General features: G+C 35.9%; 22 protein-coding genes. 13 read left to right on the plus strand and 9 right to left on the minus strand.

Features of this window, described 5'->3' with window-relative positions; translation table 11 throughout:
• Window positions 1–36 precede the first annotated feature (36 nt).
• The 4 genes from NWE55_RS08000 to NWE55_RS08015 all read left to right on the plus strand — a co-directional run bounded on the left by NWE55_RS08000 (window position 37) and on the right by NWE55_RS08015 (window position 3,002).
• Window positions 37–447 (plus strand): BrxA/BrxB family bacilliredoxin, encoded by a 411-nt coding sequence (locus tag NWE55_RS08000; protein ID WP_155091600.1) that lies wholly within the window; start codon window positions 37–39, stop codon window positions 445–447.
• A 67-nt stretch (window positions 448–514) separates the two neighbouring features.
• Window positions 515–1,246: a lysophospholipid acyltransferase family protein gene (locus NWE55_RS08005; protein WP_155091599.1), complete on the plus strand. Its 732-nt coding sequence runs from the start codon at window positions 515–517 to the stop codon at window positions 1,244–1,246.
• Between the two features lie 69 nt (window positions 1,247–1,315).
• Complete coding sequence (locus NWE55_RS08010) at window positions 1,316–2,314, plus strand: acyl-ACP desaturase (protein ID WP_155091598.1); 999 nt, start codon at window positions 1,316–1,318, stop codon at window positions 2,312–2,314.
• Window positions 2,315–2,351: 37 nt separating this feature from the next.
• Window positions 2,352–3,002, plus strand: a complete 651-nt coding sequence (locus tag NWE55_RS08015; protein ID WP_155091597.1) for an HD domain-containing protein — start codon at window positions 2,352–2,354, stop codon at window positions 3,000–3,002.
• Between the two features lie 49 nt (window positions 3,003–3,051).
• Here the strand turns inward: NWE55_RS08015 and pyk are convergent, their stop codons facing one another.
• The 5 genes from pyk to NWE55_RS08040 all read right to left on the minus strand — a co-directional run bounded on the left by pyk (window position 3,052) and on the right by NWE55_RS08040 (window position 7,517).
• Window positions 3,052–4,482 carry a pyruvate kinase gene (gene pyk, locus NWE55_RS08020; protein ID WP_155091596.1) on the minus strand — a complete coding sequence of 477 codons (1,431 nt, stop codon included), beginning with the start codon at window positions 4,480–4,482 and terminating at the stop codon, window positions 3,052–3,054.
• 3 nt (window positions 4,483–4,485) lie between these two features.
• Window positions 4,486–4,986, minus strand: a complete 501-nt coding sequence (locus tag NWE55_RS08025) for an IPExxxVDY family protein (RefSeq protein ID WP_155091595.1) — start codon at window positions 4,984–4,986, stop codon at window positions 4,486–4,488.
• An 89-nt stretch (window positions 4,987–5,075) separates the two neighbouring features.
• Window positions 5,076–5,822, minus strand: coding sequence for a ribonuclease III (gene rnc, locus NWE55_RS08030; RefSeq protein WP_155091594.1), 747 nt, complete (start codon window positions 5,820–5,822; stop codon window positions 5,076–5,078).
• A gap of 10 nt (window positions 5,823–5,832) precedes the next feature.
• Complete coding sequence (gene fabF / locus NWE55_RS08035) at window positions 5,833–7,086, minus strand: beta-ketoacyl-ACP synthase II (RefSeq protein WP_155091593.1); 1,254 nt, start codon at window positions 7,084–7,086, stop codon at window positions 5,833–5,835.
• A 194-nt stretch (window positions 7,087–7,280) separates the two neighbouring features.
• Entirely contained in the window at window positions 7,281–7,517 is a 237-nt protein-coding gene (locus tag NWE55_RS08040) for an acyl carrier protein (protein ID WP_155035668.1), read from the minus strand.
• Window positions 7,518–7,714: 197 nt separating this feature from the next.
• Between NWE55_RS08040 and purN the strand changes: the two genes are divergently transcribed.
• Together purN and rnhA are read left to right on the plus strand one after the other, a co-directional pair.
• Complete coding sequence (gene purN, locus NWE55_RS08045) at window positions 7,715–8,281, plus strand: phosphoribosylglycinamide formyltransferase (RefSeq protein WP_155091592.1); 567 nt, start codon at window positions 7,715–7,717, stop codon at window positions 8,279–8,281.
• On the plus strand, window positions 8,274–8,747 hold the full coding sequence (rnhA, locus tag NWE55_RS08050) for a ribonuclease HI (protein WP_155091591.1): 474 nt from the start codon (window positions 8,274–8,276) through the stop codon (window positions 8,745–8,747). The genes purN and rnhA overlap by 8 nt, the downstream gene beginning before the upstream one ends.
• A 60-nt stretch (window positions 8,748–8,807) precedes the next feature.
• Here the strand turns inward: rnhA and NWE55_RS08055 are convergent, their stop codons facing one another.
• The gene (locus NWE55_RS08055) at window positions 8,808–9,653 is read right to left on the minus strand and encodes a hypothetical protein (RefSeq protein WP_155091590.1); all 846 of its coding nucleotides are present in this window, start codon (window positions 9,651–9,653) and stop codon (window positions 8,808–8,810) included.
• A 422-nt stretch (window positions 9,654–10,075) separates the two neighbouring features.
• Between NWE55_RS08055 and NWE55_RS08060 the strand changes: the two genes are divergently transcribed.
• Together NWE55_RS08060 and NWE55_RS08065 are read left to right on the plus strand one after the other, a co-directional pair.
• Entirely contained in the window at window positions 10,076–11,005 is a 930-nt protein-coding gene (locus NWE55_RS08060) for a PfkB family carbohydrate kinase (protein WP_155091589.1), read from the plus strand.
• A 62-nt stretch (window positions 11,006–11,067) separates the two neighbouring features.
• Window positions 11,068–12,966, plus strand: coding sequence for an amidophosphoribosyltransferase (locus NWE55_RS08065; RefSeq protein WP_155091588.1), 1,899 nt, complete (start codon window positions 11,068–11,070; stop codon window positions 12,964–12,966).
• A gap of 398 nt (window positions 12,967–13,364) precedes the next feature.
• On the opposite strand, the gene NWE55_RS08070 is transcribed toward NWE55_RS08065, so the two are convergent.
• Window positions 13,365–14,765, minus strand: a complete 1,401-nt coding sequence (locus tag NWE55_RS08070; RefSeq protein WP_155091587.1) for an SLC13 family permease — start codon at window positions 14,763–14,765, stop codon at window positions 13,365–13,367.
• Window positions 14,766–14,926: 161 nt separating this feature from the next.
• Complete coding sequence (locus NWE55_RS08075; protein WP_155091586.1) at window positions 14,927–15,532, minus strand: superoxide dismutase; 606 nt, start codon at window positions 15,530–15,532, stop codon at window positions 14,927–14,929.
• Between the two features lie 110 nt (window positions 15,533–15,642).
• On the opposite strand from NWE55_RS08075, the gene NWE55_RS08080 reads away from it, so the two are divergent.
• The 4 genes from NWE55_RS08080 to NWE55_RS08095 all read left to right on the plus strand — a co-directional run bounded on the left by NWE55_RS08080 (window position 15,643) and on the right by NWE55_RS08095 (window position 24,389).
• On the plus strand, window positions 15,643–18,807 hold the full coding sequence (locus NWE55_RS08080) for a UvrD-helicase domain-containing protein (protein WP_155091585.1): 3,165 nt from the start codon (window positions 15,643–15,645) through the stop codon (window positions 18,805–18,807).
• 50 nt (window positions 18,808–18,857) lie between these two features.
• Entirely contained in the window at window positions 18,858–20,051 is a 1,194-nt protein-coding gene (kbl, locus tag NWE55_RS08085; RefSeq protein ID WP_155091584.1) for a glycine C-acetyltransferase, read from the plus strand.
• Between the two features lie 110 nt (window positions 20,052–20,161).
• Window positions 20,162–21,553, plus strand: coding sequence for an OmpA family protein (locus NWE55_RS08090; RefSeq protein WP_155091583.1), 1,392 nt, complete (start codon window positions 20,162–20,164; stop codon window positions 21,551–21,553).
• A 67-nt stretch (window positions 21,554–21,620) separates the two neighbouring features.
• Entirely contained in the window at window positions 21,621–24,389 is a 2,769-nt protein-coding gene (locus tag NWE55_RS08095; protein ID WP_155091582.1) for a PD-(D/E)XK nuclease family protein, read from the plus strand.
• Between the two features lie 14 nt (window positions 24,390–24,403).
• Here NWE55_RS08095 and NWE55_RS08100 read toward each other — a convergent pair whose 3' ends face one another.
• Window positions 24,404–25,198: an alpha/beta fold hydrolase gene (locus NWE55_RS08100; protein WP_155091581.1), complete on the minus strand. Its 795-nt coding sequence runs from the start codon at window positions 25,196–25,198 to the stop codon at window positions 24,404–24,406.
• 158 nt (window positions 25,199–25,356) lie between these two features.
• On the opposite strand from NWE55_RS08100, the gene NWE55_RS08105 reads away from it, so the two are divergent.
• Entirely contained in the window at window positions 25,357–26,211 is an 855-nt protein-coding gene (locus tag NWE55_RS08105; RefSeq protein WP_155091580.1) for a ChaN family lipoprotein, read from the plus strand.
• Window positions 26,212–26,359: the final 148 nt, after the last annotated feature.

Consider the following 26,359-nt stretch of genomic DNA (forward strand, 5'->3'; position numbering starts at 1 on the left):
GTAACTTTGCTTTATAACCTATTTAGATTAAATATTATGTATCCAGAAGAAATAGTAAAACCAATGCGTCAAGAATTAGTTGATGCAGGATTTGAATCACTACATACAGCAGAAGAAGTAGATGCAGTAATTGCAAAGGGCGATACAACTTTAGTAGTTGTTAATTCTGTTTGTGGTTGTGCAGCTCGTAATGCACGTCCAGGGGCTATCATGAGCCTTACAGGAGATAAGAAACCAGCAAACATTATCACTGTATTTGCTGGAGTAGATAAAGATGCTGTAGATGCAGCACGTAAGCATATGTTCCCTTTTCCTCCTTCTTCGCCTTCAATGGCTCTATTTAAAGATGGAGAATTAGTACACATGTTAGAAAGACATCATATCGAAGGGCATCCAGCAGAAGTAATTGCTGAGAATTTAAAAGACGCTTTTCAAGAATATTGCTAAAAAAGTAGACCACCTCTGAGGGTGGTCTTTTTTTTAATGTATATTTGCTTATTAACTATATAAGCAAATGCAAAAGATAATATCAATCCCCTTTTCTATACTCTTTGTAGTATTGTTGCTGGTGGTCTTATATGTTTTTCAAGCTTTTCAATGGATTGCTTTTAATCTATTTGGGTACCAGGCACATAAAAAAGTTGTAGATTCCTTGGTGTGGTGGTTAATGCTCGTTACTGGCGTACTTGGAACTACCTATAAATTTCGAGGTCATAAGGACCTTCCTACAGATAAACCAATAATCTTTGTATCTAATCATCAAAGTATGTTTGATATTCCTATGATTATATGGTTTTTTAGAAAGAATCATCCAAAATTTGTTAGTAAGAAGGAGTTAGGGAAAGGATTTCCCAGTGTTTCGTACAACCTTAAGCATGGTGGTTCTGTGTTGATTGACAGAAAAGATGCTAAACAGGCTCTTGCAGCAATTAGAGATTTAGGGCAATATATCGCTAAGTATAACCGATCTGCTGTAATTTTTCCTGAAGGTACTCGCAGTCGAGATGGCAAGCTAAAACGCTTTTCAGAGAATGGAGTGAAGATGTTGATTAAGTATGCTCCAGAGGCTTATGTTGTACCATTGACGATTAATAACTCTTGGAAGTTATTCCGATTTGGCAAGTTTCCTTTTGGTATGCTTGCTAATATAAGTATATATGCTCATGAACCTATGAAGGTTTCTGACTATACATTTGAAGAAATCTTTGCTAAGTGTGAAGAAAGAATCAAATCAAAATTAGTTTAATAATTACTGCCTATCTGCTCAAACAAACTAAACCAAACCCGCAGCAGTATAGGATATAAATCATTATTTATGTCTATTAAAAACGTACGTCTGGAAGTGATGCACTTCTTAGAAAAGAATATAGATAGTTTTGTTGATAACTATCTTATTCCAGTTGAGAAAATTTGGCAACCTTCGGATTTATTGCCTGACTCTGAGAGTGAGGAATTTATTGATGAGGTCATCGAATTAAGAGAATACGCAAAAGAATTACCTTACGATTTTTGGGTAGTTCTTGTTGGAGATACTATTACTGAAGAAGCACTACCTACTTATGAATCTTGGTTAATGGATGTGGAAGGTGTGAAACAAAAAGAAGGTGAAGGTGGAAATGGTTGGGCAAAGTGGATTCGCCATTGGACTGGTGAAGAAAACCGACACGGGGATTTGCTGAATAAGTACTTATACCTTTCTGGTCGTGTGGACATGAGAGAGGTGGAGATTACTACGCATCATTTATTGAATGATGGCTTTGACCCTGGTACAGATAGAGATCCTTACAAGAACTTTGTGTTTACAAGTTTCCAAGAATTAGCTACTTATGTTTCTCATAATCGCGTAGCTAAATTAGCTAAGCAATATGGAGATCATAAGCTATCTAAGATTTGTAGATTGATTGCTGGAGATGAGATGCGTCATCATCATGCTTATTCAGAGTTTGTCGATAGAATTTTCAAAGTAGATGCAAGTGAGATGTTATTGGCATTCGTGGATATGATGAGAAGAAAGATTACAATGCCTGCAAACCTTATCAGGGAGTCAGGTGGTAAGATGGGTGATGCTTTTGAGCGTTTTTCTGACTCGGCTCAGCGTATTGGCGTGTATACCGCTCATGACTATGTTGATATTATGGAGAAATTAATTCAACGTTGGAAGATTGCTGATTTAACTAATTTAACTGATGAAGCTGAAAAAGCGCGTGACTACTTAATGAAGTTACCTGCAAGAATGACTCGTGTAGCTGAGAGAATGGTAGTAGAGAGTGAGCCGCATGTGTTTAAATGGGTACGTCCAGCGCTGATTAAATAGCAACACAAACCTCAAACAACTCAAACAACACAATAAAATGGACAAACAAATTGATCAAGTAATTCTTTATGTAAAGAAAGAGTTAGAAAACGCTGAGAGTGGACACGATTGGTTTCACATCGAGCGAGTTTATCGGACTGCTTTAACGATTGCTAAAGAAGAAGGTGAAGTTAACCTTACCGTGGTTAAGTTAATTGCTCTTTTGCACGATATAGCTGATAGTAAGTTTCACGATGGTGATGAATCCATTGGACCGCTTAAAGCGCGTAAATTGCTTGAGCAGTTAAAGTTTGAATCCGATGTGATTGATCACGTTGTTTTAGGTATAGAGAATATCTCTTTTAAAGGGGGTAATTTCAATCAAACGTTTCGATCTGATGAATTAGATATAGTTCAAGACGCAGACCGTTTAGATGCTTTAGGAGCTATTGGAATTGCCCGTACATTTAATTATGGTGGATTTAAGAATAATGTAATTTACGATCCGAGTATTGACCCTGTTTTTGGTATGACGAAAGAAGCGTACAAAAACCATAAAGGGACAAGTGTTAATCACTTTTACGAGAAATTACTTAAGTTGAAAGATCTAATGAATACTAAAACAGGTCTGAAACTTGCTGAAGGTCGCCATCGATACATGGAAAACTTTTTAGCTCAGTTTTATACTGAGTGGGAGGGAGAAGCATAAAAAAGGGGAGTCTAATGACTCCCCTTTTTGTTGTAATATAGTTAGATTTTTATTTTACTTCAGAAATTCTTAAAGTATTTACCATACCTTTTTCAACGATTGGCATAGCAGCAAGGTTAATAACCATATCTCCTTTTTTTGCAAAACCTTGTTCCATTACGATATTGTTAATGTCGTCAATTGTTTCGTCTGTACTTACAAACTTGTCGTAATAGAATGCTTGTACTCCCCATAATAAGTTTAACTGCGTAATAATACGTCTGTTAGATGAGAATACTAAGATATTACTATTTGGTCTCCAAGCAGAAATTTGGAATGCTGTATATCCACTGTTTGTCAAAGTACAAATCGCCTTAGCTTCGATATCATTAGCCATTAAAGCTGCGTGATAACAAATGTTTTTAGTGATATAGCGATTTGTTTTGATTGTCGGTGGGCTTTGAGGAACTTTAATCAATGGAGAATTTTCAACACTTTGAATAATTTGTGTCATTTTCTCAATTACTTGTACAGGGTAGCTACCTACTGAAGTTTCTCCAGAAAGCATCACCGCATCAGCACCGTCCATGACAGAGTTTGCTACGTCGTTTACCTCTGCTCTTGTTGGAGTTAAGCTTGAGATCATTGTTTCCATCATTTGAGTAGCAATAATCACAGGAATACGCGCATTTTTTGCAGCTTGTACTAATTCTTTTTGGATTAGTGGAACCTCTTGTGCAGGAATTTCTACTCCTAAGTCACCACGTGCAACCATTAGACCATCACAGCTTGTAACAATACTTTTGATATTTTTTACTGCTTCCGGTTTTTCGATTTTTGCAACGATTGGAATTTTGTGATCAGAGTGTTCATTGATTAAGTTTTGCAAATCAAGTAAATCCGCTGATGTTCTAACAAAAGATAAAGCCATCCAGTCTACTTGTGCTTTGATAGCAAAAATAGCATCTCTAATGTCTTTTTCCGTTAGAGCAGGCAAAGATACTTTTGTCATTGGAAGGTTTACCCCTTTCTTAGATTTCAAAGGACCTCCTTGAATAACTTTCGCTTTTACTTCGTCTTTTCTATTTGTTTCTAAAACTTCGAAAATCAATTTTCCGTCGTCTAATAAAATTCTTTCCCCAGGATTTACATCTTGTGGAAATTGTTGATAGTTCATGTAAACGCGTTGAGCGTCACCTTTGAACTCTTCTTTCGTAGAAAAAGTAATAGTATCACCAGGATTAACTATTACATCTTCAGCCATAACACCGACACGTAGCTTAGGACCTTGTAAGTCTCCTAAGATAGAAGTTGTATATCCGTACTCTTTGTTAAGCTCACGGATTATATCAATTTTTTCTTGTACGTCAGAATAATCTGCGTGCGAGAAGTTTATTCTAAATACGTTTACACCTGCCTTAATCATGTTGTGCAACACTTCTTTCGAACTTGAAGCAGGTCCTAATGTTGCAACGATTTTTGTCTTTTTTTGTGCTACCATATTTTAAAAAATTAGGTTTTTTCTATTTTTAATTGTTTCCTGTCTAACTTCGTAGGCAGTAGAGAAGATTTTGATTGAGTTTAACTTTTCAAGGACTATACCAATGTCAAAATATTCATCAGTATCTTCTATTTTTATTAAGTAATCAACGTTTTTCAGTTCGGGCACAAGGTAACCTTGCTTTGTAATAGCGTGTTTTTTATCACTAAATAGAGGAGATTCAATATCTGTATCAGGTTTAATGAATGCCTTGTTTGCTACAACTTTCCACAAGATATGATGGTCGTGATCTTCATATTCAAAGTGTGGGAAATTGGCGAAGCCCTCATCAGTAGTAATTGTTATATCTTTTTCTTCTTTAACTAAGAATAATTCTAATGTAGTATTAATCGAGTATACGACTTTATAATCTTCTTTTTTAGAAGAGTGTATCGCTATTAGTTTGTAATCTTCAATATCAAAATCATCTAATGTTAGTTTGATAACTTTCGTAGAATCTTTCATACGATACAAATATACAACAATTATAATTTTTTAAACGTTTATTAGTTAAACTTGTTATTATCAAATTGTTAATATAGAAGAATTACTAATTATTTATGAATTTTTTCTTGAAGTGCGAAATAAGCCCTTTGCGCGGCTTTTTCTTCTGCTTTCTTCTTAGAAGTTGCCCTTGCTCTTGCGATTACTTTATTGTCGATATATAATTTTACACCAAAATACTTTGTGTCTTCTGCAGTGTCTTCTTCGAAAGTGTCAAATTTGAAAGTGTGTTTGTTTTTTTGACACCATTCTATCAGTAGACTCTTATAGCTTGTTATTTTTGTTTCTAATTGCTCTATATCAGCTACTTTCGACAATAGTTTTTCGTGGATGAAGCGTTCACATGCTGGGTATCCTAAGTCGAGGTATATTGCGCCAATTAGTGCTTCTAAAAGGTTGCCATAAATATTCTCACCAAATTGTTGGTTACCCATTTTGCTTTCTACATGTGAGATCAAGTCAAGTTCTTTGCCTAAACTATTTAAGTTTTCGCGACTGACTATTTTAGAACGCATTTTAGTCAAGTATCCTTCATCTCCATAAGGCACCTGTAAATAAAGATAAGAAGCGATAATAGAGCCCAACATAGCATCGCCCAGAAACTCCAATCTTTCGTAGTTTACCGGATTGCCATGTGTATCTATTATGTTCATAGAACGGTGAGTGAAGGCTAATTTGTAGTATTGTGGATCAGCAGGTTTTATTCCTGTAATCTTAAATATTGTACGACAAAAATTCCCGTCTTCATTAGAGGAACGGGAATTTTTATATATCTTATTTATTAGCTTACTCAACATAAGAGTATTCTTAGTTTTCTAATTTTTTCACTAAGACACAAGCGTTGTGTCCTCCGAATCCAAATGTATTACTCATACCTACTTTTACATCTCTTTTCTGAGCTTTGTTGAAAGTGAAGTTTAGTTTAGGATCGATACTTTCATCATCAGTGAAATGGTTGATAGTTGGAGGTACGATACCGTGTTCTATAGAAAGAATAACTGAGATTGCTTCAATTACTCCTGCTGCACCTAATAAGTGACCTGTCATCGATTTTGTCGAGTTTAGGTTCATGTCATAGGCGTGTTCTCCAAATACGTTTAAGATTGCTTTAGATTCAGCGATATCTCCTAATGGAGTAGAAGTACCATGCATATTTAATACATCAACATCTTTAGCTTCTAATCCAGCATCTTTTAAACAGTTGATCATTACATTTGTCGCTCCAAGTCCTTCTGGATGAGGTGCAGTTAAATGGTGTGCATCTGCAGACATTCCACCACCACCGATTTCGCAGTAGATTTTTGCTCCACGTGCAACAGCGTGTTCATATTCTTCAATTACTAATGCTCCAGCTCCTTCTCCTAAAACGAAACCGTCACGCTCATTATCCATTGGACGTGACGCTGTTTGTGGGTCGTCGTTTCTCGTTGATAATGCGTGCATTGCATTGAATCCTCCTATACCTGCAATTGTTACAGCAGCTTCTGATCCTCCTGTTACGAAGATATCTGCCATACCTAAGCGAATGTAGTTAAACGCATCGATTATTGCATTTGTAGAAGATGCACATGCAGAAACAGTCGTAAAGTTTGGCCCTCTAAGTCCATACTTCATTGATATATGACCTCCTGCTAAATCTGCTATCATTTTAGGGATAAAGAAAGGGTTGAATTTCGGAATTCCATTTCCTTGTACGAAATTAGTTACTTCATTTTGAAAAGTCTCTAATCCTCCAATACCAGAACCCCAAATAACTCCTGCTCTATCTAAATCAATAGTTTCTAAATTTAATCCTGAATCTTTGATCGCTTCATCTGCACTTACCATAGCATATTGTGCATAACGGTCCATTTTTCGTGCTTCTTTTCTCTCAATAAAATCCTCTACGTTAAAATTCTTTATCTCGCACGCAAACTGAGTTTTGAAATTGGTAGCGTCAAAATATGTAATGGGTGCAGCTCCGCTAACTCCATTAATCAGGTTGTTCCAATATTCTTGAATATTGTTTCCAATTGGCGTAAGAGCACCTAAACCTGTTACAACAACTCGCTTTAATTTCATAAAACTTAAATTTATGGTTTGTAAAAAAAAAATCCCAACTTTCACTTTTCAAAAAGGAAACATTGGGGTAGTTTGTTTGATGTATTTTTTAGATTGTTTCCAATCTGTCCTTTTTTGTACTTAAAAATTATCTGACATTTTAAAAATAATAACGCCCACGTGTTTATTAAATAGACACGTGGGGTATTAAGTTATTATTTTTTAGCTTCTTCAATATAAGAGATAGCTTGACCAACTGTAGAGATATTTTCAGCTTGATCGTCTGGAATTTGAATGTCGAATTCTTTTTCGAACTCCATGATAAGCTCAACAGTATCTAAAGAATCAGCTCCTAAATCATTATTGAAGCTTGCTTCTGCTACAACTTCGTTCTCGTCAACACCTAATTTGTCAACGATAATCGCTTTTACTCTTGATGCAATGTCTGACATAATCTTTAATTTTAAATTTAATTTCTTTCGGCAAAAATAAAAAACTTTATTTTAAAACCTTATTTTCTATGTTAATTGTCGGTGCGAAATTATGAAAATAATTAATACTTCTAACTATTTTTCTATTTATTGTCACATATTATTCTTTTTTTTGTACTCGATTCTAATATGTATAATTGACTATTAACGCATTATTTATGAGAAAAATAGCTCTATTCGCTTCCGGTTCAGGAACTAATGTTGAAAACATTATTAAATATTTTGACGAAAAATTAATTCCGAACCAATACCTTGTACTGGTAAATAACCGAAATGCTAAGGTAATAGAAAAAGCGGAAAAAAGAAATGTACCAGTAGTGATTTTTGATAAAGAAATGTTGAATGGGGAAGAGATACAACGTGTTTTACTTGATTTTTCTCCTGATTTGATAGTATTAGCTGGTTTTTTATGGAAATTTCCCGAGGCTCTTGTCCAGTTATATCCTAACAAAGTTATCAATATCCACCCTGCTTTGTTGCCTAAATATGGCGGTAAAGGGATGTATGGTCACCACGTACACGAGGCTGTTTTAGCTAATAAGGAGAAAGAAACGGGAATTACAATACACTATGTGAACGAGCATTACGATGAAGGAGGTATAATTTTTCAGGAAAAGTCTTCCGTTGAACACTGCACTACATGGGAGGATATTGCCAAGGTAGTACAGGTTTTAGAGCATAAACATTTCCCGATTGTTATTGATAAATTGCTGTTCGATGAGTAATTTTCAAGTAATCCTGTATACTGATGGTTCCTCTCGTGGAAATCCTGGCCCTGGTGGCTATGGGCTAATTCTCGAGTGGGCTGGTCGAAATGTATATAAAGAGATGTCACAAGGTTTTCGCTTGACTACAAATAATCGAATGGAGTTAATGGCAGTTATTGTTGGCTTAGAGATGCTTAAAAATGAAGGGACTTCAGTTCTTGTTGTTTCCGACTCAAAGTATGTGATCGATGCCGTAACGAAAGGATGGGTGTTTGGTTGGGAAAAGAAAGGGTATAAGGACAAAAAGAACCCTGACCTTTGGAGTAGATTCTTGGAGATTTACAGAAAACACCGCGTTTCTTTTCAATGGGTAAAAGGACACAACGATCATCCAATGAATGAAAGATGTGATGTTTTAGCAGTCAAAGCCGCTACATCTTCTGATCTTTTGATTGATGAATATTACGAAACTCTTGAAAACTAGAAAAGGAGTGCATCCTACACAAAGGTGCACTCCTTTTTTGTTTTTAGGCGTGCAAATTCACTACAGCTCTAAGAATGTGTCACCATAATATTTGCTTGGTTTGATCCAAGCCATTGTTCTATCCGCATTTATTATCCAGTTAAATCGCTTGAGCATATCAGCTCCAAATAAGCTAAAAGGTTGATTTTTTAGTTCACCAGTGAAGTAGCCTACTTTAGCGTTCTTTATTTCATAATTTGCTATTTCAAGTTTGTCAATTAATGCAGTATTAGTGATGATGCTTTGACCATACGAGTTTTTTAGTTCTTTTTGATTGATGGTAGTGAGTTTGTTATGTAAGGTATTTTGCTCGGAGAAATTATCATCGTAAAGCAATGCTCCAGAATAGCCCGATTGTAAGTAAAACGGATGAGTGTAAGTGTGTTTATCTATTTCAGTAGTTATATCGATGAATAGAGCTCCATTTCTATAGCTTACGGGAATTTCGCTGTAACCTGTCGTGTCAGGTATATGATCATGAGCAATTAATGTTGAATTGTCATAGTCGATTTCTAACACCTTTCCTTTAAACAAGGTCATGCCAATCTTGCCGTCAGACTCTTTGCCACTGTATTGATTATTTGCAAATGGAATATTAAACCAAGAGCAATTGCCAATTTGTACTTGATTTGAAGGGCTAAAATCGTTAGAGTCAAACGCTATGCTTTCTATAACATGTGTTTTAATTGGAGATATGGCACCGTCGTCCATAGCTAATTGAAACATTAGATCTAAACTATCTCTTTGATTGACAAGCGTCTTTAGAATAATGTTATTACTACTGGTTAATCGAAACGGAATGTGAACTTGTGCTTGTAGTGTAGTACACACAATAAGCAAATAGAATAAAGCTAAGTGGTTTCGCATGAAATTGTATTGTTTTTTAGTGTTTAATCTTTTAAAATTAATTAAAGTTAACTTCAGTTGTATGTGATATTCTTTATTTCCTTTTAAAAATGATGTGATTTGAAATAATCTATCAGTTTTAAGTCTTGATATTAACTTGCTAATCTGTATCTTTAAGGAGAGAAATATATTTTATTGCTATTGTTAGATGAGATAATCTCATCGGTTATGGTGTGATTTTGTTGTGGAAAGTAAAAAAGATAACTTCATTTTATTCAAGAGAATGAGGTTGTTTAACAAAAAATAGATAGTTCTTTTGTGAAATGTTAAAGCGCATGAAATGAAATTTATCATGTCTCTTTATAAAGAATTAATTGTCTATTTAATTTTGTAGTCAAAAAAGTATTGCCCTATATTTGCAGCTTTATTTCTTAGCAAAAAATATGAACAAATTACTGATCGTGGGGACGGTAGCCTTTGACGCGATTGAAACTCCATTTGGGAAAACGGATAAAGTTCTTGGTGGAGCCGGTACGTATATAGGTTTGTCTGCCTCACACTTTAATGTGAAATCGGCAATTGTTTCTGTCGTAGGAGATGATTTTCCACAAGAATACCTTGACTTATTAAAGAGCAAGAATATTGAAACATGTGGAATAGAAGTTGTAAAGGGAGGGAAGACATTTTTTTGGAGTGGACGTTATCACAATGATCTAAATTCAAGAGATACATTAGATACTCAATTAAATGTATTAGCTGATTTTAAACCAGTAGTTCCTGAAGAATTTAAAGATTCTGATGTAGTGATGTTGGGTAATTTGCACCCTAATATACAGATCAGTGTCTTAGATCAATTGAAGTCGAAACCAAAATTAGTTGTTTTAGATACAATGAATTTTTGGATGAATTGTGCTCTTGATGAGTTGAAGGTATTGTTGAAACGCATTGACGTTATCACTATTAATGATGAAGAGGCGCGTCAGTTGTCAGGGGAGTATTCCCTGGTAAGAGCAGCTGAAGTTATTCAAGAGATGGGACCAAAGTATGTGGTCATTAAGAAAGGAGAGCACGGAGCTTTACTGTTTTCGGGAAGTGAAGTGTTTTTTGCACCAGCTTTGCCATTAAAGGAGGTATTTGATCCTACTGGAGCTGGAGATACTTTTGCTGGTGGATTCACAGGCTATTTGACACAAACGCACAATGTGTCATTCAATAATATGAAGAATGCAATTATCTATGGTTCAAATCTGGCATCATTTTGTGTAGAGAAATTTGGAACGGAGAGAATGGAGTGTTTGACTGAAGGTGATGTGCAACGAAGATTACAAGAATTTAAAATGCTAACTCAATTTAATATTGAGCTAACTAAATAATAAAATAGCCTCTTTATGGGGCTTTTTTTAATCAAAAAAACACAATACACACAACTAATTTTATGAGTGACGCACTAAAACACGAATGTGGGATAGCCTTATTAAGGTTGAAGAAACCGCTATCTTACTACAAGGAAAAGTACGGAAGTACTTTCTATCCAATTCAGAAGATGTACTTACTAATGGAGAAACAGCACAACAGAGGTCAAGATGGTGCTGGATTGGCAAGTATTAAATTGGATATGAATGCTGGTGAAAGGTATATTAGCCGTGTTCGTTCGAATAAAGCACAACCGATACAGGATATATTCTCTCAAATAAATGGGCGTATTAATCAAGAAATGATTGATCACCCTGAGTATGCCAATGATGTTGACCTACAGAAAAAGCAAATTCCATATTTAGGAGAAGTGTTTTTAGGGCATGTTCGCTATGGTACGTTTGGGAAGAATAACATTGAAAGTGTTCACCCTTTTTTACGTCAGAATAACTGGGTACACAGAAACCTAATTGTAGCAGGGAACTTTAACCTTACAAATGTAAGAGAGCTTTTCAATGACCTTGTAAACTTGGGACAACATCCCAAAGAGATGTCAGATACCATTACAGTAATGGAAAAGATTGGACATTTCTTAGATGATGAAATTGACGATTTATACTACAAAATAAAAGGAGAAGGATTCTCTAAGAAAGCTGCATCACCTTTGATTGGAGAGCGCTTGAATTTAGCTCGTATATTGAGAAGAGCTTCTAAGAATTGGGATGGAGGTTTCGCTATGGCTGGGATGATTGGTCATGGTGACTCGTTTGTATTGCGCGATCCTGCGGGAATACGCCCTGCTTTTTATTACGAGAATGACGAAATTGTCGTGGTGGCAAGTGAGCGACCTGTGATTCAAACTGCTTTTAATGTTCCTTTTGAAGATATTAAAGAGCTTGATCCTGGAAAGGCGATTATCATCCGCAAAGATGCAACGGTTCAGTTTGAGCAGATTTTAGATCCGTTGCCTTTAAAAGCTTGTTCTTTTGAACGCGTATATTTTTCTCGTGGAAATGATGCTGATATTTACCAAGAGCGAAAAGATCTTGGTAAGTTAATCTTACCTGATGTATTGAAAGTAATAGAAGACGATACCGATAACTCTGTTTTTTCATATATCCCAAATACTTCAGAAACTTCTTTTTTCGGTATGGTAGAAGGAGCTCAAGACTTCTTGAATCAGAGAAAGATTTCGGATATCTTGAATAATAAAGAGAATTTATCTGCTGAGAAACTACAGGAAATTCTTTCTGTGAAGTTGAGAACAGAGAAAATCGCAGTGAAAGATGCTAAGTTGCGTACGTTTATTACTGATGATAGCAGTCGTGATGATTTAGTTGCTCACGTGTATGACGTTACTTATGGAGTGATTAAACCTACGGATAACCTTGTTATTATCGATGATAGTATCGTAAGAGGAACTACTCTGAAAAAGAGTATTATTCGCATGTTAGATAGATTAAATCCAAAACGCATTGTTGTTGTTTCAGCTGCTCCTCAGGTGAGATACCCAGACTGTTATGGAATTGACATGGCTAAATTAGAAGGATTAATCGCATTTCAAGCCGCTATTGAATTATTGAAGGATAGAGGATTGAGTCATGTAATTGACGATGTTTATAAGAAATCTAAAGCTCAGATTGATCTTAACGATAGTGAGGTGATTAATTATGTTAAGGAAATCTATGCACCTTTTACAGATGAAGATATTTCTACGAAGATTGCCGAAATGGTTAAAGACGAAGGGGTGAAATCAGAAGTGAAGATCGTTTTTCAATCAGTGGAGAATTTACATAAAGCTTGTCCAAAGAATTTAGGAGACTGGTATTTTACAGGAGAATATCCTACAGTAGGTGGTAATAGAGTGGTTAATCGCGCTTTTATTAACTACTACGAAGGTAGAGATGAGAAACCATATTAATAGATATCAAATGATTTTATATAAAGCACTAATCTTAGATTAGTGCTTTTTTTTGCTATCAATGGGTGTTTTTTACTTTTTTTCCGAGGTGGTCGGCTTGTGGTCGGCTTTTGGTCGGCATGTGATCGGCTAAAAAGTACTATAAATAAGCCGATCACCTACCGATCACCAATGTATCATAAGCCTATCATCTACTTGCTATATCGAATAGACACTACAGTAGATGGGTTAGATACTAAAATGTTGGATGAAGATATGATTTGCTTAGCAACAAGGTTGCTGCTGCTCAAAGTCAAAAAGACTTTGAGCAAATTAACCTACGACAATCGCTACGCAAAGTCTATTTGACTTTGAGCGAATAATGTTCGTTTGAACTCTATTTCTTTAGCTATTCTGTTTTATAACCAAAAGTAGTAAGCTACAACAGAAATGATAACTGCACAGATAATGTTTAGAAAGAATCCTGCTTTCATCATTTCTTTTTGTTTTATATCTCCTGTACCAAACACAAGAGCGTTTGGCGGAGTGGCAACAGGTAACATAAAAGCACATGAAGCCCCTAATCCAATAATCATTGATAAGCCTAATGGAGGCATTCCAAGTTCTGTTGATATCGATATAAATATAGGAACTAATAAGGCAGCACTTGCCGTATTAGAGGTAAACTCTGTCAAGAACACAATAAAGAAAGCGACAACTAACCCAATGATAAAGAATGAACTTCCTTTAATCATCGATACAAGTAGGTCAGCCATTACTTTACTCGCACCAGAGTCTTTGAGTACCATACTTAAGGTAAGTCCACCACCGAATAGCAAGAGTACGCCCCAATCTACATTGTGTTGTAATTCTTTCCACCTTGAAACCTGACTTATGCAAATGAGAATAAAGGCTCCAAGGGATATGAAGGTGTCAAAATTGGTAAATTCTGGTTTGCCATAGCCTACGAGATTAGCGAAAATTGGATTGAGTTGTTTACTAAATATCCAGCAAATTGCAGTTAAAAAGAATATGCCCAATGTAATCCACCTGTCGCTATTCATATCAATTTTTTCGGTTGTGTGCTTGAATGTAAAGTTAAGCTGAGGTTTGAATACAAGGAAAATAATCCCTATCATAATTGGCAATAAGATAACGACCATAGGTAGTCCCATTTTCATCCAATCGACAAAGCTTATATCTAACTGTGATGCCACGATTGCGTTAGGCGGACTTCCTACTACTGTTCCCATACCTCCTATACTGGCACTATAAGCAATACCCAATAGTACAAATACATAGGTATTGTGGAACTTTTCTTTATCTAATTGTCCCAATACCCCGACAACCAATGGTAACATCATAGCAACAGTTGCTGTATTGCTAATCCACATTGAAAGGACTGCAGTAGCGATAAATAAGTAGAACACTGCAAGGGATAATTTGCCCTTTGCCAAAAACATGATCTTGTTGGCAATGATAGTGTCCAGTTTTTGTACGTGTAATGCCCCAGCCAGAACAAATCCTCCTAAGAATAGAAAAATAGTGGGATCAGCGAATGAGGATAGTGCTGGTTTGGTATCTGTTAGGCCTAATGCTATGGCTAATACAGGCACAAAAACGGCTGTTGTAGTCACGTGAATTGCTTCGGTTAACCATAGTACTGCAACGAAAATAAGTAAGGCAAGTCCTTTGTTTACTTGAGGTTCGTATGGCAAGTAGTTGATGAATACAAATAAGAATATTATATTAAATAGGATAATAAGGTAGTTTCTTATTGACTTTGTAGGTCTTCTTTCAGGTTCATAATCCAAGTGCATTCCGTATAATTTTAGAAAATGTTAATTGTTGTTAAAGTTAAGTATTTTGACTTTAATGAGCGATACGAGAGAAAGAAAATTTTGTATTCAACTTAGTCGTGTAGGGATATAAAAAAAGCGTCAAGAGAATATCTTGACGCTTTTGTAGAATTTATGCTTGATTATTTTGCTTCAGCATATCTTTTAGAAACCTCTGCCCAGTTAATCACATTGAAAAAAGCAGTGATATAGTCAGGACGACGGTTTTGGTAGTTTAAGTAGTAAGCGTGTTCCCAAACGTCCATTCCTAAGATTGGAGTTCCCCCACATCCAACACCTGGCATAAGTGGGTTATCTTGGTTAGGAGTACCACATACTTCTAACTTACCATTTTTTACACATAACCATGCCCATCCAGAACCAAATTGAGAAGCACCTGCTTTTGAGAAAGCATCTTTAAAGTTAGCAAAAGAACCGAAATCTTTGTTGATTGCGTCAGCTAACTCTCCAGTTGGTTCTCCACCACCGTTTGGAGTCATTACAGTCCAAAATAAATTGTGATTGTAGAATCCACCACCGTTATTACGTACAGCAGCTTTAGTCATGTCAAGATTTTTAAGGATTTCCTCAATTGTCTTTCCTTCTAAATCTGTACCAGCAATAGCAGCATTTAAGTTTGTAGTATAAGCATTGTGGTGTTTTGTATGATGTATCTCCATTGTGCGAGCATCAATATGTGGTTCCAATGCATCGTATGCATATGGTAACTTTGGTAATTCGAAAGCCATAATTCGTATTATTTAAAGATTAGTATTATTTTTATTTCAAATTTAGACATTTTATGCTTAATATAAAAAGTTAGAGTGTTTAATAAAAGTTAACTTATAGTACAATTTCAATGTCTGTAAACCATTCGTTTTCAATATATAATGCCTCAGCAGGTGCAGGTAAAACCCATACCCTTGTCAAAGAATATCTTAAAATTCTATTGCGGGATAGTCAAGTAGACGCTTATAAAAAGATATTGGCGATTACTTTTACGAATAAAGCAGTTGCCGAGATGAAGAATCGTGTTGTTTCGTGTCTTAACGCTTTTTCAAAAGAGGATATTCCCTTGAAATACAAGGGAATGTTCGATCAAATTATTGAGGAAACGGGCCTTACAGAAGATTTTGTGAGAAGTCGTTCAAGTCGTTTAATCAAGAGTATTATTCACAATTTCGCTGCTTTTGATATTTCGACTATCGATAGATTTACTCATAAAGTTATTCGTTCATTTGCATTCGATCTGGGCTTACCTGTCACTTTTGAAGTTTCTTTAGAGTCCGATGAGTTGCTACAAGAGTCAGTTGACGCTGTGATTGCCAAAGCTGGAACGGATAGAGAATTGACAGATTTGTTGATAGATTTTTCTTTAGACAAAGCAGATAACGATAAGAGTTGGGATGTAACAAGGGAGTTAAAAGAGGTTGGGAGCTTGTTGTTAAATGAAAATAACAGGGACGAGATTCGCCTATTCGAAAAGAACACGATAGAAGATTTCGTAAAAGTTCGCGACTATCTAAGACAAGAGATTAAGCATGTGGAAGCTCGCACCAAGGAGATTGGTCAAGAATTGCAGTCAATCATTGAGCAAAAGGGAATAGATGTAAAATCTTTTTCAAGAGGTACTTTTCCAAATCACATTGCGTGTATTGCAAAAGACGAGGTTAAGGCTACACAAAAGAGATATTTTGAATTTGACGATATTGCTATCAATAAGACCGCTAAGGACAAGGAGTTGATTGAAGCACTCATTCCTGATTTTTTAAGGCATTTAGATGAGGTATATAAACTCTATAATCGCAGGGCATTTTGTCAAGCTTTTTTGAAGAACCTTACCCCTTTGTCGCTATTGAATACGCTTAGTATTGAAATGGACAATATCCAAAGTGAGAAGAATATTTTGTCTATTTCACAGTTTAATGCCATTATTCATGAAGAAATTCAGGGGCAACCAGCTCCTTTTATCTACGAAAGATTAGGAGAGCGTTATACTCATTTCTTTATTGATGAATTTCAAGATACTTCCGAAATGCAATGGAAAAACTTAGTTCCACTGATTGATAATGCCTTGGCGGGCGAAGATCATGCAGGAGTAAAAGGAAGCTTGATGATTGTAGGTGATCCCAAACAGTCTATTTATAGATGGAGAGGCGGAAAGGCTGAGCAGTTTATTGCGTTGAGTAAAGATGTGAACCCTTTTTCGAACCCGAGTAAGGCGACTATTCACTTGGATACAAATTACAGAAGTTATGAGGAAGTGATTACTTTTAACAATCACTTTTTTAAATATGTATCACAGTATTTTACAGATGTTGATTACAAAGATTTGTACGAGAATAAGAGTTATCAACATCCCAATAAGAAAAAAGGAGGATACGTTGAAGTTTCGTTCTTGGCAAAGGAAGCTGTGACAGAGGAAGAAGAAACAGTTGAAAAGAACGAACAGTTTGCAAAAGCTACTTTGGAAGCGATTCACAAGGTTTTAGAACAAGGTTTTGAGTTAAAGGATATTGTTATCCTTACGAGAAAGCGCGACCATGGAGTTGTACTTGCCAATTACCTAACGGAGAATGACATTGAGATTTTATCTTCTGATTCTCTATTGATTAATAATGCCAGTGAGGTGAGATTGATTATCAATGTCCTTAAGTACTTGAGGAATTTTAAAGATATTGAATCTAAGACTTTATTGCTGTACTATATTGCAAGTAGGGATCAGTTAGGGGAGAATAAGCACGATTTTATTACTGAAGGGTTAGGTGTTGAAAGCGAAGATCATTTTGAGTTATGGTTAAAGGATCACCAAGTGCCTATATCTTTTCAGTCGTGTAGAGCGAAGTCATTGTACGATGCAGTAGAAGAAATAGTGTATGCTTTTATGCCAGATAAGAGTGCTAATTCATACGTCTTGTATTTTTTGGATTTAGTTTTAGAAAAGAGTTTAAAGAATCAATTCGGTATTAGTGACTTTCTGGATTACTGGGAATCTAATTACCACAAGTTTAGTATTCCGACACCAGAAGGGAAGAACGCTGTACAGATAATGACTATTCACAAGTCGAAAGGGCTGGAATTCCCCGTTGTTATCTTTCCTTTTGCCGAAGAAGACTACAGTAGACCAGGTAGAGATAAATTGTGGGTGGATATTGAGTCCGGATTAGAGGGAGATGTCAATTTTCCCAAAGCTTTAGTGGATTCCAAGAAAGAGGTTGTCGAATATGGAGAGAAAGCTCAGAAACTCTATGAACAAAAAGAGCAGGAGATGTTGTTGGACAATATTAACGTGCTTTATGTTGCATTGACTCGTGCGGAGGAGCAATTATATGTCATTAGTTATAAGCACGTGAACTCTAAGGGTGAGTTTAAGAACAACCTATCTAAGTTCTTTCTGGATTTTCTGGTGCAAGAGGGGATGTATAACGATGCGCAGTTAGTGTATTCATTTGGTGAATGCAAGCGCGTTTCTCAACATGAGCCTAATGAGGTAGATCAATTAAATAGATTGATCCAACCCGTAAAACAAGTTATTAATTTTGACAATACGATAAAGATTGCTCAAAGAGAGGCGTTGATGTGGAACTCTCACAACCAGAAAGCAATTGAATACGGGAATGTCGTGCATGAGATAATGTCTTTCGTAGGAAATGTAACAGAGATAGATAAAGCAATTCAAACAGCATTGGAACAAGGGCTTATATTCGATAGCCAAAAAGATGATTTTAAGAGAATTGTCTCTTTAATTGTTAATCACGAGGAGTTAAAAGATTTTTTTGCGATAGAGAATCAAGTGTTCAATGAAAGAGCTATTATTAGTAACCTTCGTCGAAATATTATACCTGATAGAGTTGTTATTCGCGAGAATAAGGCAATGGTTTTAGATTACAAAACGGGTAAAGAAGTAGAAAAATACAAGCAACAGGTTTTGCAATACGCTACAGCGCTAAGTGAGATTGGGTATGAAGTAGTTAAAAAAGTATTGTTATACACAGGAGATGATTTAAATATAATACATTTGTAGTTAAAGGAAAAGTCATTAAAAACAAACAACACTAATTAAATAATTTTAGTATGTACGGAAAGATTAAAGAATATTTACAAAAGGAGTTGTCTTCAATTGAAGAAAATGGTCTGTTTAAAAAAGAGCGCATAATAACATCTCCTCAAGGAGCAGAAATCACAGTTTCAAGTGGTGATAGAGTTTTGAATTTTTGTGCGAATAATTATTTAGGATTATCATCTCATCCAGAAGTAGTGCAGGCTGCTAAGGATACTTTGGATACACACGGCTTTGGGATGTCTTCTGTTCGCTTTATTTGTGGAACGCAAGATATACACAAGAAGTTAGAAGCAACTATTGCTGATTTCTATGGTACAGAAGATACTATTTTATACGCTGCTGCATTTGATGCTAATGGCGGAGTGTTTGAACCATTATTAGGAGCAGAAGATGCAATTATATCAGATAGTTTGAATCACGCTTCAATTATTGATGGTGTGCGTCTATGTAAAGCAGCGAGATACCGCTATGAGAATAATAATATGGAAGCATTAGAAGCTGAGTTAATAAAAGCAAACGAGGCAGGTCACCGCTTTAAGATTATTGTTACGGATGGTGTGTTTTCAATGGATGGATTAGTTGCACCATTAGATAAAATATGTGATTTAGCTGATAAGTATGACGCTTTGGTTATGGTAGATGAGTGTCATGCTGCTGGATTTATTGGAGCGACAGGAAAAGGTACATTAGAAGCTAAGAATGTAATGGGTAGAGTTGATATCATCACGGGTACTTTAGGTAAAGCATTAGGAGGTGCGATGGGTGGATATACAACAGGTAAGAAAGAAATAATTGAATTGTTGAGACAACGTTCTCGTCCTTATTTATTCTCAAACTCTTTGGCTCCTATGATTGTAGGTGCATCGATTAAAGTGTTTGAATTATTGAAGAAAGACACTAAGTTAAGAGATCAATTAGAGTGGAATACGAATTATTTTAAAGATGGAATGAAAAAAGCAGGGTTTGATATTATCGACGGAGATTCTGCAATTGTTCCAGTTATGCTGTATGATGCTAAGTTGTCTCAAGACATGGCAGATCGCCTATTGGAGAAGGGAGTATATGTTACAGGATTCTTCTATCCAGTGGTGCCACAGGGGAAAGCGAGAATTAGAGTTCAGTTGTCTGCTGCACACACAAAAGAGCATTTAGATAAAGCAATTCAGGCTTTTACAGAGGTAGGAAAGGAATTGAAAGTAATTTAGTTTGTAAAATTTAAGGCTTTCAAAGTGTGATTATTAACTAAATTTTTTGAAATATTCAATAATAGTCTTATTTTTGGAGCTTATTACGATAAAAGTAAAAATAAAAAGTTATGAAACATCTCAACAAATTGTTTGCAGCTGCTATACTTTGTGCGGGTATTTCTGCTCAAGCTCAAGATGCTGACCATCCTTGGTCTGTAGCTGTTGGAGCTAACGCGGTTAATACTAAAGTTAGTGCTGCTAAAGGTTTCTCTCACAGAATGGGGGGTTATTTCCAAACAGGAGATTACAATATCCTACCTTCAGTATCGTACTTAAATGTATCTAGATACTTAGGTGATGGATTCTCTTTTGGAGTTGTTGGATCTGTAAACAAGATCGACAAATTCATTAGTGATGAAGCAGAAGGGTATTTCAAATACAATCCTGGTGATTTAACTTACTACGGAATTGATGCAGAAATCAAATATAGCTTCAAAGAGCTATTGAAAACTAAAGTAGTTGACCCATTCATCTTAGTTGGTGGAGGTTATACTTTTATGGGTGACGCAAGTGCTGGTACAGTGAACGGAGGTTTAGGATTTAACTTCTGGTTTACTAAAAACATCGCTTTAACAGTACAGTCTACTTATAAGCATTCATTTGACGATACAAGAATCCCAGATGTTGATGTGGCTTCTCACATGCAACACTTTGCAGGTATCCGTTTCCAATTTGGAGGAAAAGATACTGACGGAGATGGAATCTTAGACAAGTATGATGAGTGTCCAGATGTTCCAGGATTACCAGAATTCAACGGATGTCCTGATACAGACGGAGATGGTATTCCAGATCATTTAGATGAGTGTCCAGATGTTCCAGGATTACCAGAATTCAACGGATGTCCTGATACAGACGGAGATGGAATCCCTGATCCAAAAGATGAGTGTCCAGAAGTTCCTGGTTTACCAGAATTCAACGGATGTCCTGATACTGACGGAGACGGAGTGCCAGATCATTTAGATGAGTGTCCAGAAGTTCCTGGTCCAAAAGAAAACAAAGGTTGTCCATGGCCAGATAGAGACGGAGACGGAGTGCCAGATCACTTAGATCAATGTCCTGATGTTCCTGGAACAGTAGAAAACAACGGATGTCCAGAAATCAAAGAAGAGCAAGTTAAACAACTTAACGAGTACGGAAAAACTATCTTGTTCAACACAGGTAAGTATACTTTCCAACAACCTTCTTACGCTGTTCTTGACAACATCGTTAAAATCATGAAAGAGTACCCAACAGCTAAATTCCACATTGCTGGATATACTGATAGTACAGGATCTGATAGAGTTAACGTTCCATTATCTGACAACAGAGCAAACGCTGTTAAAGTTTATTTAATTGAGCAAGGAGTTGATTCAGCTCGTTTAACTTCTAAAGGATACGGATCTGCTGACCCAATCGCTTCTAACAAAACTGTTAAAGGTCGTGAGTTAAACAGACGTGTTGAAATCCAATTAGTAAAATAATTGTATTTACATATATAAAAGAAAACGCTTCGAGTAATCGAAGCGTTTTTTTTATACCTTTATTTTTATGAATTCGAATACTTTCTTACATAAACTAAGTGCACAGATTAAACAGGATTTTCCTGATAATATGAATGATTTAGTGGTTGTGTTGCCCAATCGCCGTGCTAAGATTTTTTTGTTAGAGTCCTTAAAGGGCTTTTATTCTCAAACTGTTTTTGCTCCTGAAATAATTAGTGTAGAGGAGTTAATTCAAGATATTTCTGGCATACGTGCCATTGATTCAATTGAATTGGTCTTTGAATTTTTTGCTGTTTATAAGGAGTTACATCCTAACGACGCTCAAGAGTATGATTACTTTGCAAACTGGGCGAATATGTTGTTGCAGGATTTCAATGAGATTGATCGTTATCTATTGAATCCCGATCACGTTTTTTCATACTTGAAGGATATTGAGGATATCAAGCACTGGTCTTTGGATCCAGAGAAACGCACTCCGTTGATTGAAAAGTACTTGGAGTTTTGGCGTGTGATGCCTTTGTATTATAAGGAACTTTATCAGCGTTTGTTGAGTAAGAAGATTGGTTATCAAGGATTGGTATATCGGGAAGCAGTTGCACATAAGGAGCTCTTTTTGAAGGATTTAAATAAGACTTTCTTTTTTGCTGGATTTAATGCGTTGAACGCAGCAGAGGAGATAATCTTTCAGTATTTTTTAGGTGAGGGAAAAGCAAAAGTCTTCTGGGATTTAGATCAGCAGTTCTTACACGATCCTTATCACGATGCTGGTCTGTTTTTGAGAAAGATCAAGTCGAAGTGGAAATATTATCAAATGCATCCCTTTGAGTGGATTGTAGATGAGTTTGGTAAAGAGAAGAATATTACCGTGATACAGACTCCTAAGAGTGTGGGTCAGGCAAAGATTACTGGACAGATTATCGATTCTTTATTGGAGCAGAATAGTGGAACGCGATTAGATAGAGTTGCGGTTGTATTGGGAGAAGAGAACCTACTCTTGCCTGTGTTGCACAGTTTACCCGATGCTGTATCAAGTTTGAATATCACGATGGGGTATAGCGGTAATAGCAATCCCGTTCAAATACTGTTAAATAAGATTTTTAAAATGCATCTAGCAGCAATTAAACGCAGTGAGAAGCGATATACCTTGTATTATAAAGAAATGTTAGATGTGCTTAGTAATCCTGTAGTTACGCAAATAATTATGGGAGACTCTATCGCAAAGGAGATTAGCAGTAGAAACCTTACTTTCTTTAATATGGATCGCTTTCAAAGTTGGATTGATGAGATAGATTTTCCGTTGAGAAAACTCCTTTTTTCACCTTGGAGAGGTCTTACTGCTGTAGAGGTTCTTCAGCGACTAATCGAGGTGGTTTTGGAGATTAAAGCTAACCTAAATGACGAGGAGAAAAGCGAGCGTTTAAGCAAGACATTCTTGTATGCTGCTTATCAGATGTTAATGCGTTTAGTTTCATATTGTGAGAAGTATAGTTTTATTCAGAGTTTTGACACACTTTACGCCTTGTATAAGCAAATAATGGATATGGCTGAAGTTTCTTTTGAGGGAGAGCCACTTGAAGGATTGCAAATAATGGGAGTTTTGGAAAGCCGTGTTTTGGATTTTGATACGGTGATTGTGACTTCAGTGAATGAAGGTAAGTTTCCTGCCGGAAAATCTCAGAACTCCTTTATTCCTTATGATGTTAAGTATGAACTTGGATTACCAACATATAAAGAGAAAGATGCTATTTATAGTTATCACTTTTACCATTTGCTGCTTAGAGCTAAAAATGTTTACCTGCTTTATAATTCTCAATCAGAAGGAATGGATGCAGGAGAAAAGAGTAGATTCTTAACTCAGTTGGAAATTGAGCATTGTGCAAATCACCATGTAGAGTATATTACTTATTCTGCAGATTTACCAGATAAAGCTTATGAGCCTATTGAGATTCCAAAGTCTGTCTTGCTTCAAGAAAGACTAAGGGAAATTGCTGTAGGTAAGGGGTTTTCACCTTCTGCTTTAGCTAATTATTTGCGCAACCCAATCCAGTTCTATATGCAAAGGGTTTTGGGTATTCGCGAAGTAGAAGAAGTAGAGGAAAGCGTTGCGTTAAATACTTTGGGAACTATTATTCACAATTCATTGGAGAACTTATACAAGCCTTACAGAGGGGAGTTGTTGTCTGTTGATATCATTAAAAAGTTGCTGAGTATTGCTGATCAGGAGGTACAGGACCAATTTGAAAAAGAGTATAATGAAGAAAAAGAAAAGAAAGGAAAGAACCTACTTGCATTCGAGGTAGCAAAACGCAATGTGTATCACTTCTTGAATCAGGAGATTGAGAGTTTGAAAAAAGGTGATGAGATTAGGCTACTTGAGTTGGAGACCAAGCTTGAGGCAACTATAGAAGATGACCGATTGCCTTACCCGGTTAATCTTTTTGGCTATGTGGATCGCATTGAACAGCGCAATGGGGTTGTTCGCGTCATTGACTATAAGAGTGGGAAGGTTGAGTCGACTAATGTAAGATTAAGTCAATGGGATGGTTTCGCATTAGAGCTAAAGAACGATAAGATTATCCAATTGTTGAGTTATGCTTTAATGTATGGTAAGAATGGAATTACTGAGCCGTTTGAGGCGGGTATATACTCTTTCAAGAACAGAAGAGAAGGTTTCTTGTTTTTCGGATTTAAAGAGGGGAGAGAGGTGGATTGTCGAATTACGCAAGAAACGTTGGATTATTTTAAAGAAGAATTAGTTGGTTTGTTGCTTGAGATATTAAGTGTAGACAAGAACTTTATTGAAGAGTTGAAATAGAAAAAGCAGAGTATTTACTCTGCTTTTTTGTTTATGAAAGTATCTAAACTCTGTAGTAATAGTTCTTTACTGTCTATGTGTAACATGTGACCGCCTTTAATTATGCTGTGCTCTATGGTGGTTCCTTGTAGTTGTTGTAATGTATTTTCAAGGGGCATGACGGTATCATATTCTCCAAAGATCATATTGATGGTATAAGGAGCAAAATGCAAGAGAACTTCTCTGTCAGTTCTCTCTTTCATACCTTCTAAGGCTGCAATGACTCCTTGGACCGGTAGTTGTAGTGCTTGTATTATAGCATTGTCAATTTCAGTGTGGTGGTTTATTCTGTTTTCGTCTGTGAAAAGATTGCTTAAAGCCATTTTAATAAAAGTTGCACTGTTTTTTTTGATAATGCTTATGGAGCGATCTCTGTTAGCTTTTCTTTCTGCACTATCAGCAGCTGAAGTAGAAGCGACTAAGATTATTTTGTTTACAATATCAGGATAAAGCTCACCAAAGGCGAGAGCCACGTATCCGCCCATGCTATGCCCTACTATTGTTAAGTTTTCTAATTGATTTTCTTGAACAATTGCGTACACCGCGTCTGCCATATCTTCCATGGAATGGATGTATCCAAGGCATTCAGATTGACCATGTCCCAGTAAATCTACAGAAAATACCTGGTGTGTTCTTGAAAAGTGTTTTGTAAAGTATTCCCACATATTCGCTGTGGCAAGAAATCCATGTAAGAAGATTATCGGTTCGCCTTGTCCTTGTTCGCAATAGGAAAGTGCAATGTTTTTATATGTTAGTGATTTGTGGATCATTCTTGTTCTTTTAGCGTTGCAAAAGTAGGAAGTCTATCTGTATATTGAAATAGTATGGCCTTTTATAGGTTGTTAATTGTTTTAATTTAATTATCTATATTGAGTCTAAATTACTCTAAAGCATATATATTTGTTATTCACAATTTAATAGAATTACAATGAAGAGATTATTGGGGTTAATTGTTTTGATTTGCAATATTAGTTTTGCGCAATCAGGACAGCCATATCAGATCTATAACGCAAAAGGAAAAAAAGTAACTTATAAGAAGATGATTAGAACACTGGCAAAACAAGATGTTGTTTTGTTTGGTGAGTTTCACAACAACTCTTTAGGGCATTGGCTTCAACTGAAAGTAACAGAGGATTTAGGTAGCAAGCGTCAACTAGTCTTAGGTGCAGAAATGTTTGAGGCAGATAATCAAGTTGGTGTGAGTAATTATGTTTCAGGAAAGATTGATGAGAGTAAGTTTAAAGAAGATGTGCGATTGTGGAATAATTATGTGACTGATTACAAGCCTTTGATTGAGTATGCAAAAGCGAATCAATTAAACTTTGTCGCCACTAATGTACCTCGTAGGTATGCGAGTATTGTATTTAAGCAAGGAGTTGAGGCATTAGATACATTAAGTTTGGTGGATAAATCTTGGATAGCCCCTTTGCCATTTCCTTACGATAGTGAGTTACCTGGGTATAAAAAGATGATGAGTATGTTTGACGATAAAGACCATGCAAACGATAACTTCCCAAAAGCACAAGCGATTAAAGATGCTACCATGGGGTACTTTATCAGTCAGAATTTGTTGGACTCTAAGTTGTTTGTGCATTATAATGGTTCTTTCCACAGCGACTATTTTGACGGTATTTATTGGTATATCAATAAATATTCACCAGGTAAGAGAATAAATACAATCACGATGGTAGAAAGTGATAATGTGGGGGATTTTGAAAATGATAATTTAGACAGGGCTAACTTTATCATTGTTATCGATACGAATATTTTAAAGTCATTTTAACTATTCTGCTAATAAAATAATTTAATATCTTAAAATCATTTTAGTTTGGTTTGAATTTGCCAAATTAGAGTGATTTTTTGTTTGTTTAAACTCAGTATAAATAGAGTGTTGCTCATTGTGCATAACGTTAATAAGCTGTATTTTTGAG

It is taken from the genome of Myroides albus (assembly GCF_024722315.1).
GTDB classification, from domain to species: Bacteria; Bacteroidota; Bacteroidia; order Flavobacteriales; family Flavobacteriaceae; genus Flavobacterium; species Flavobacterium album_A.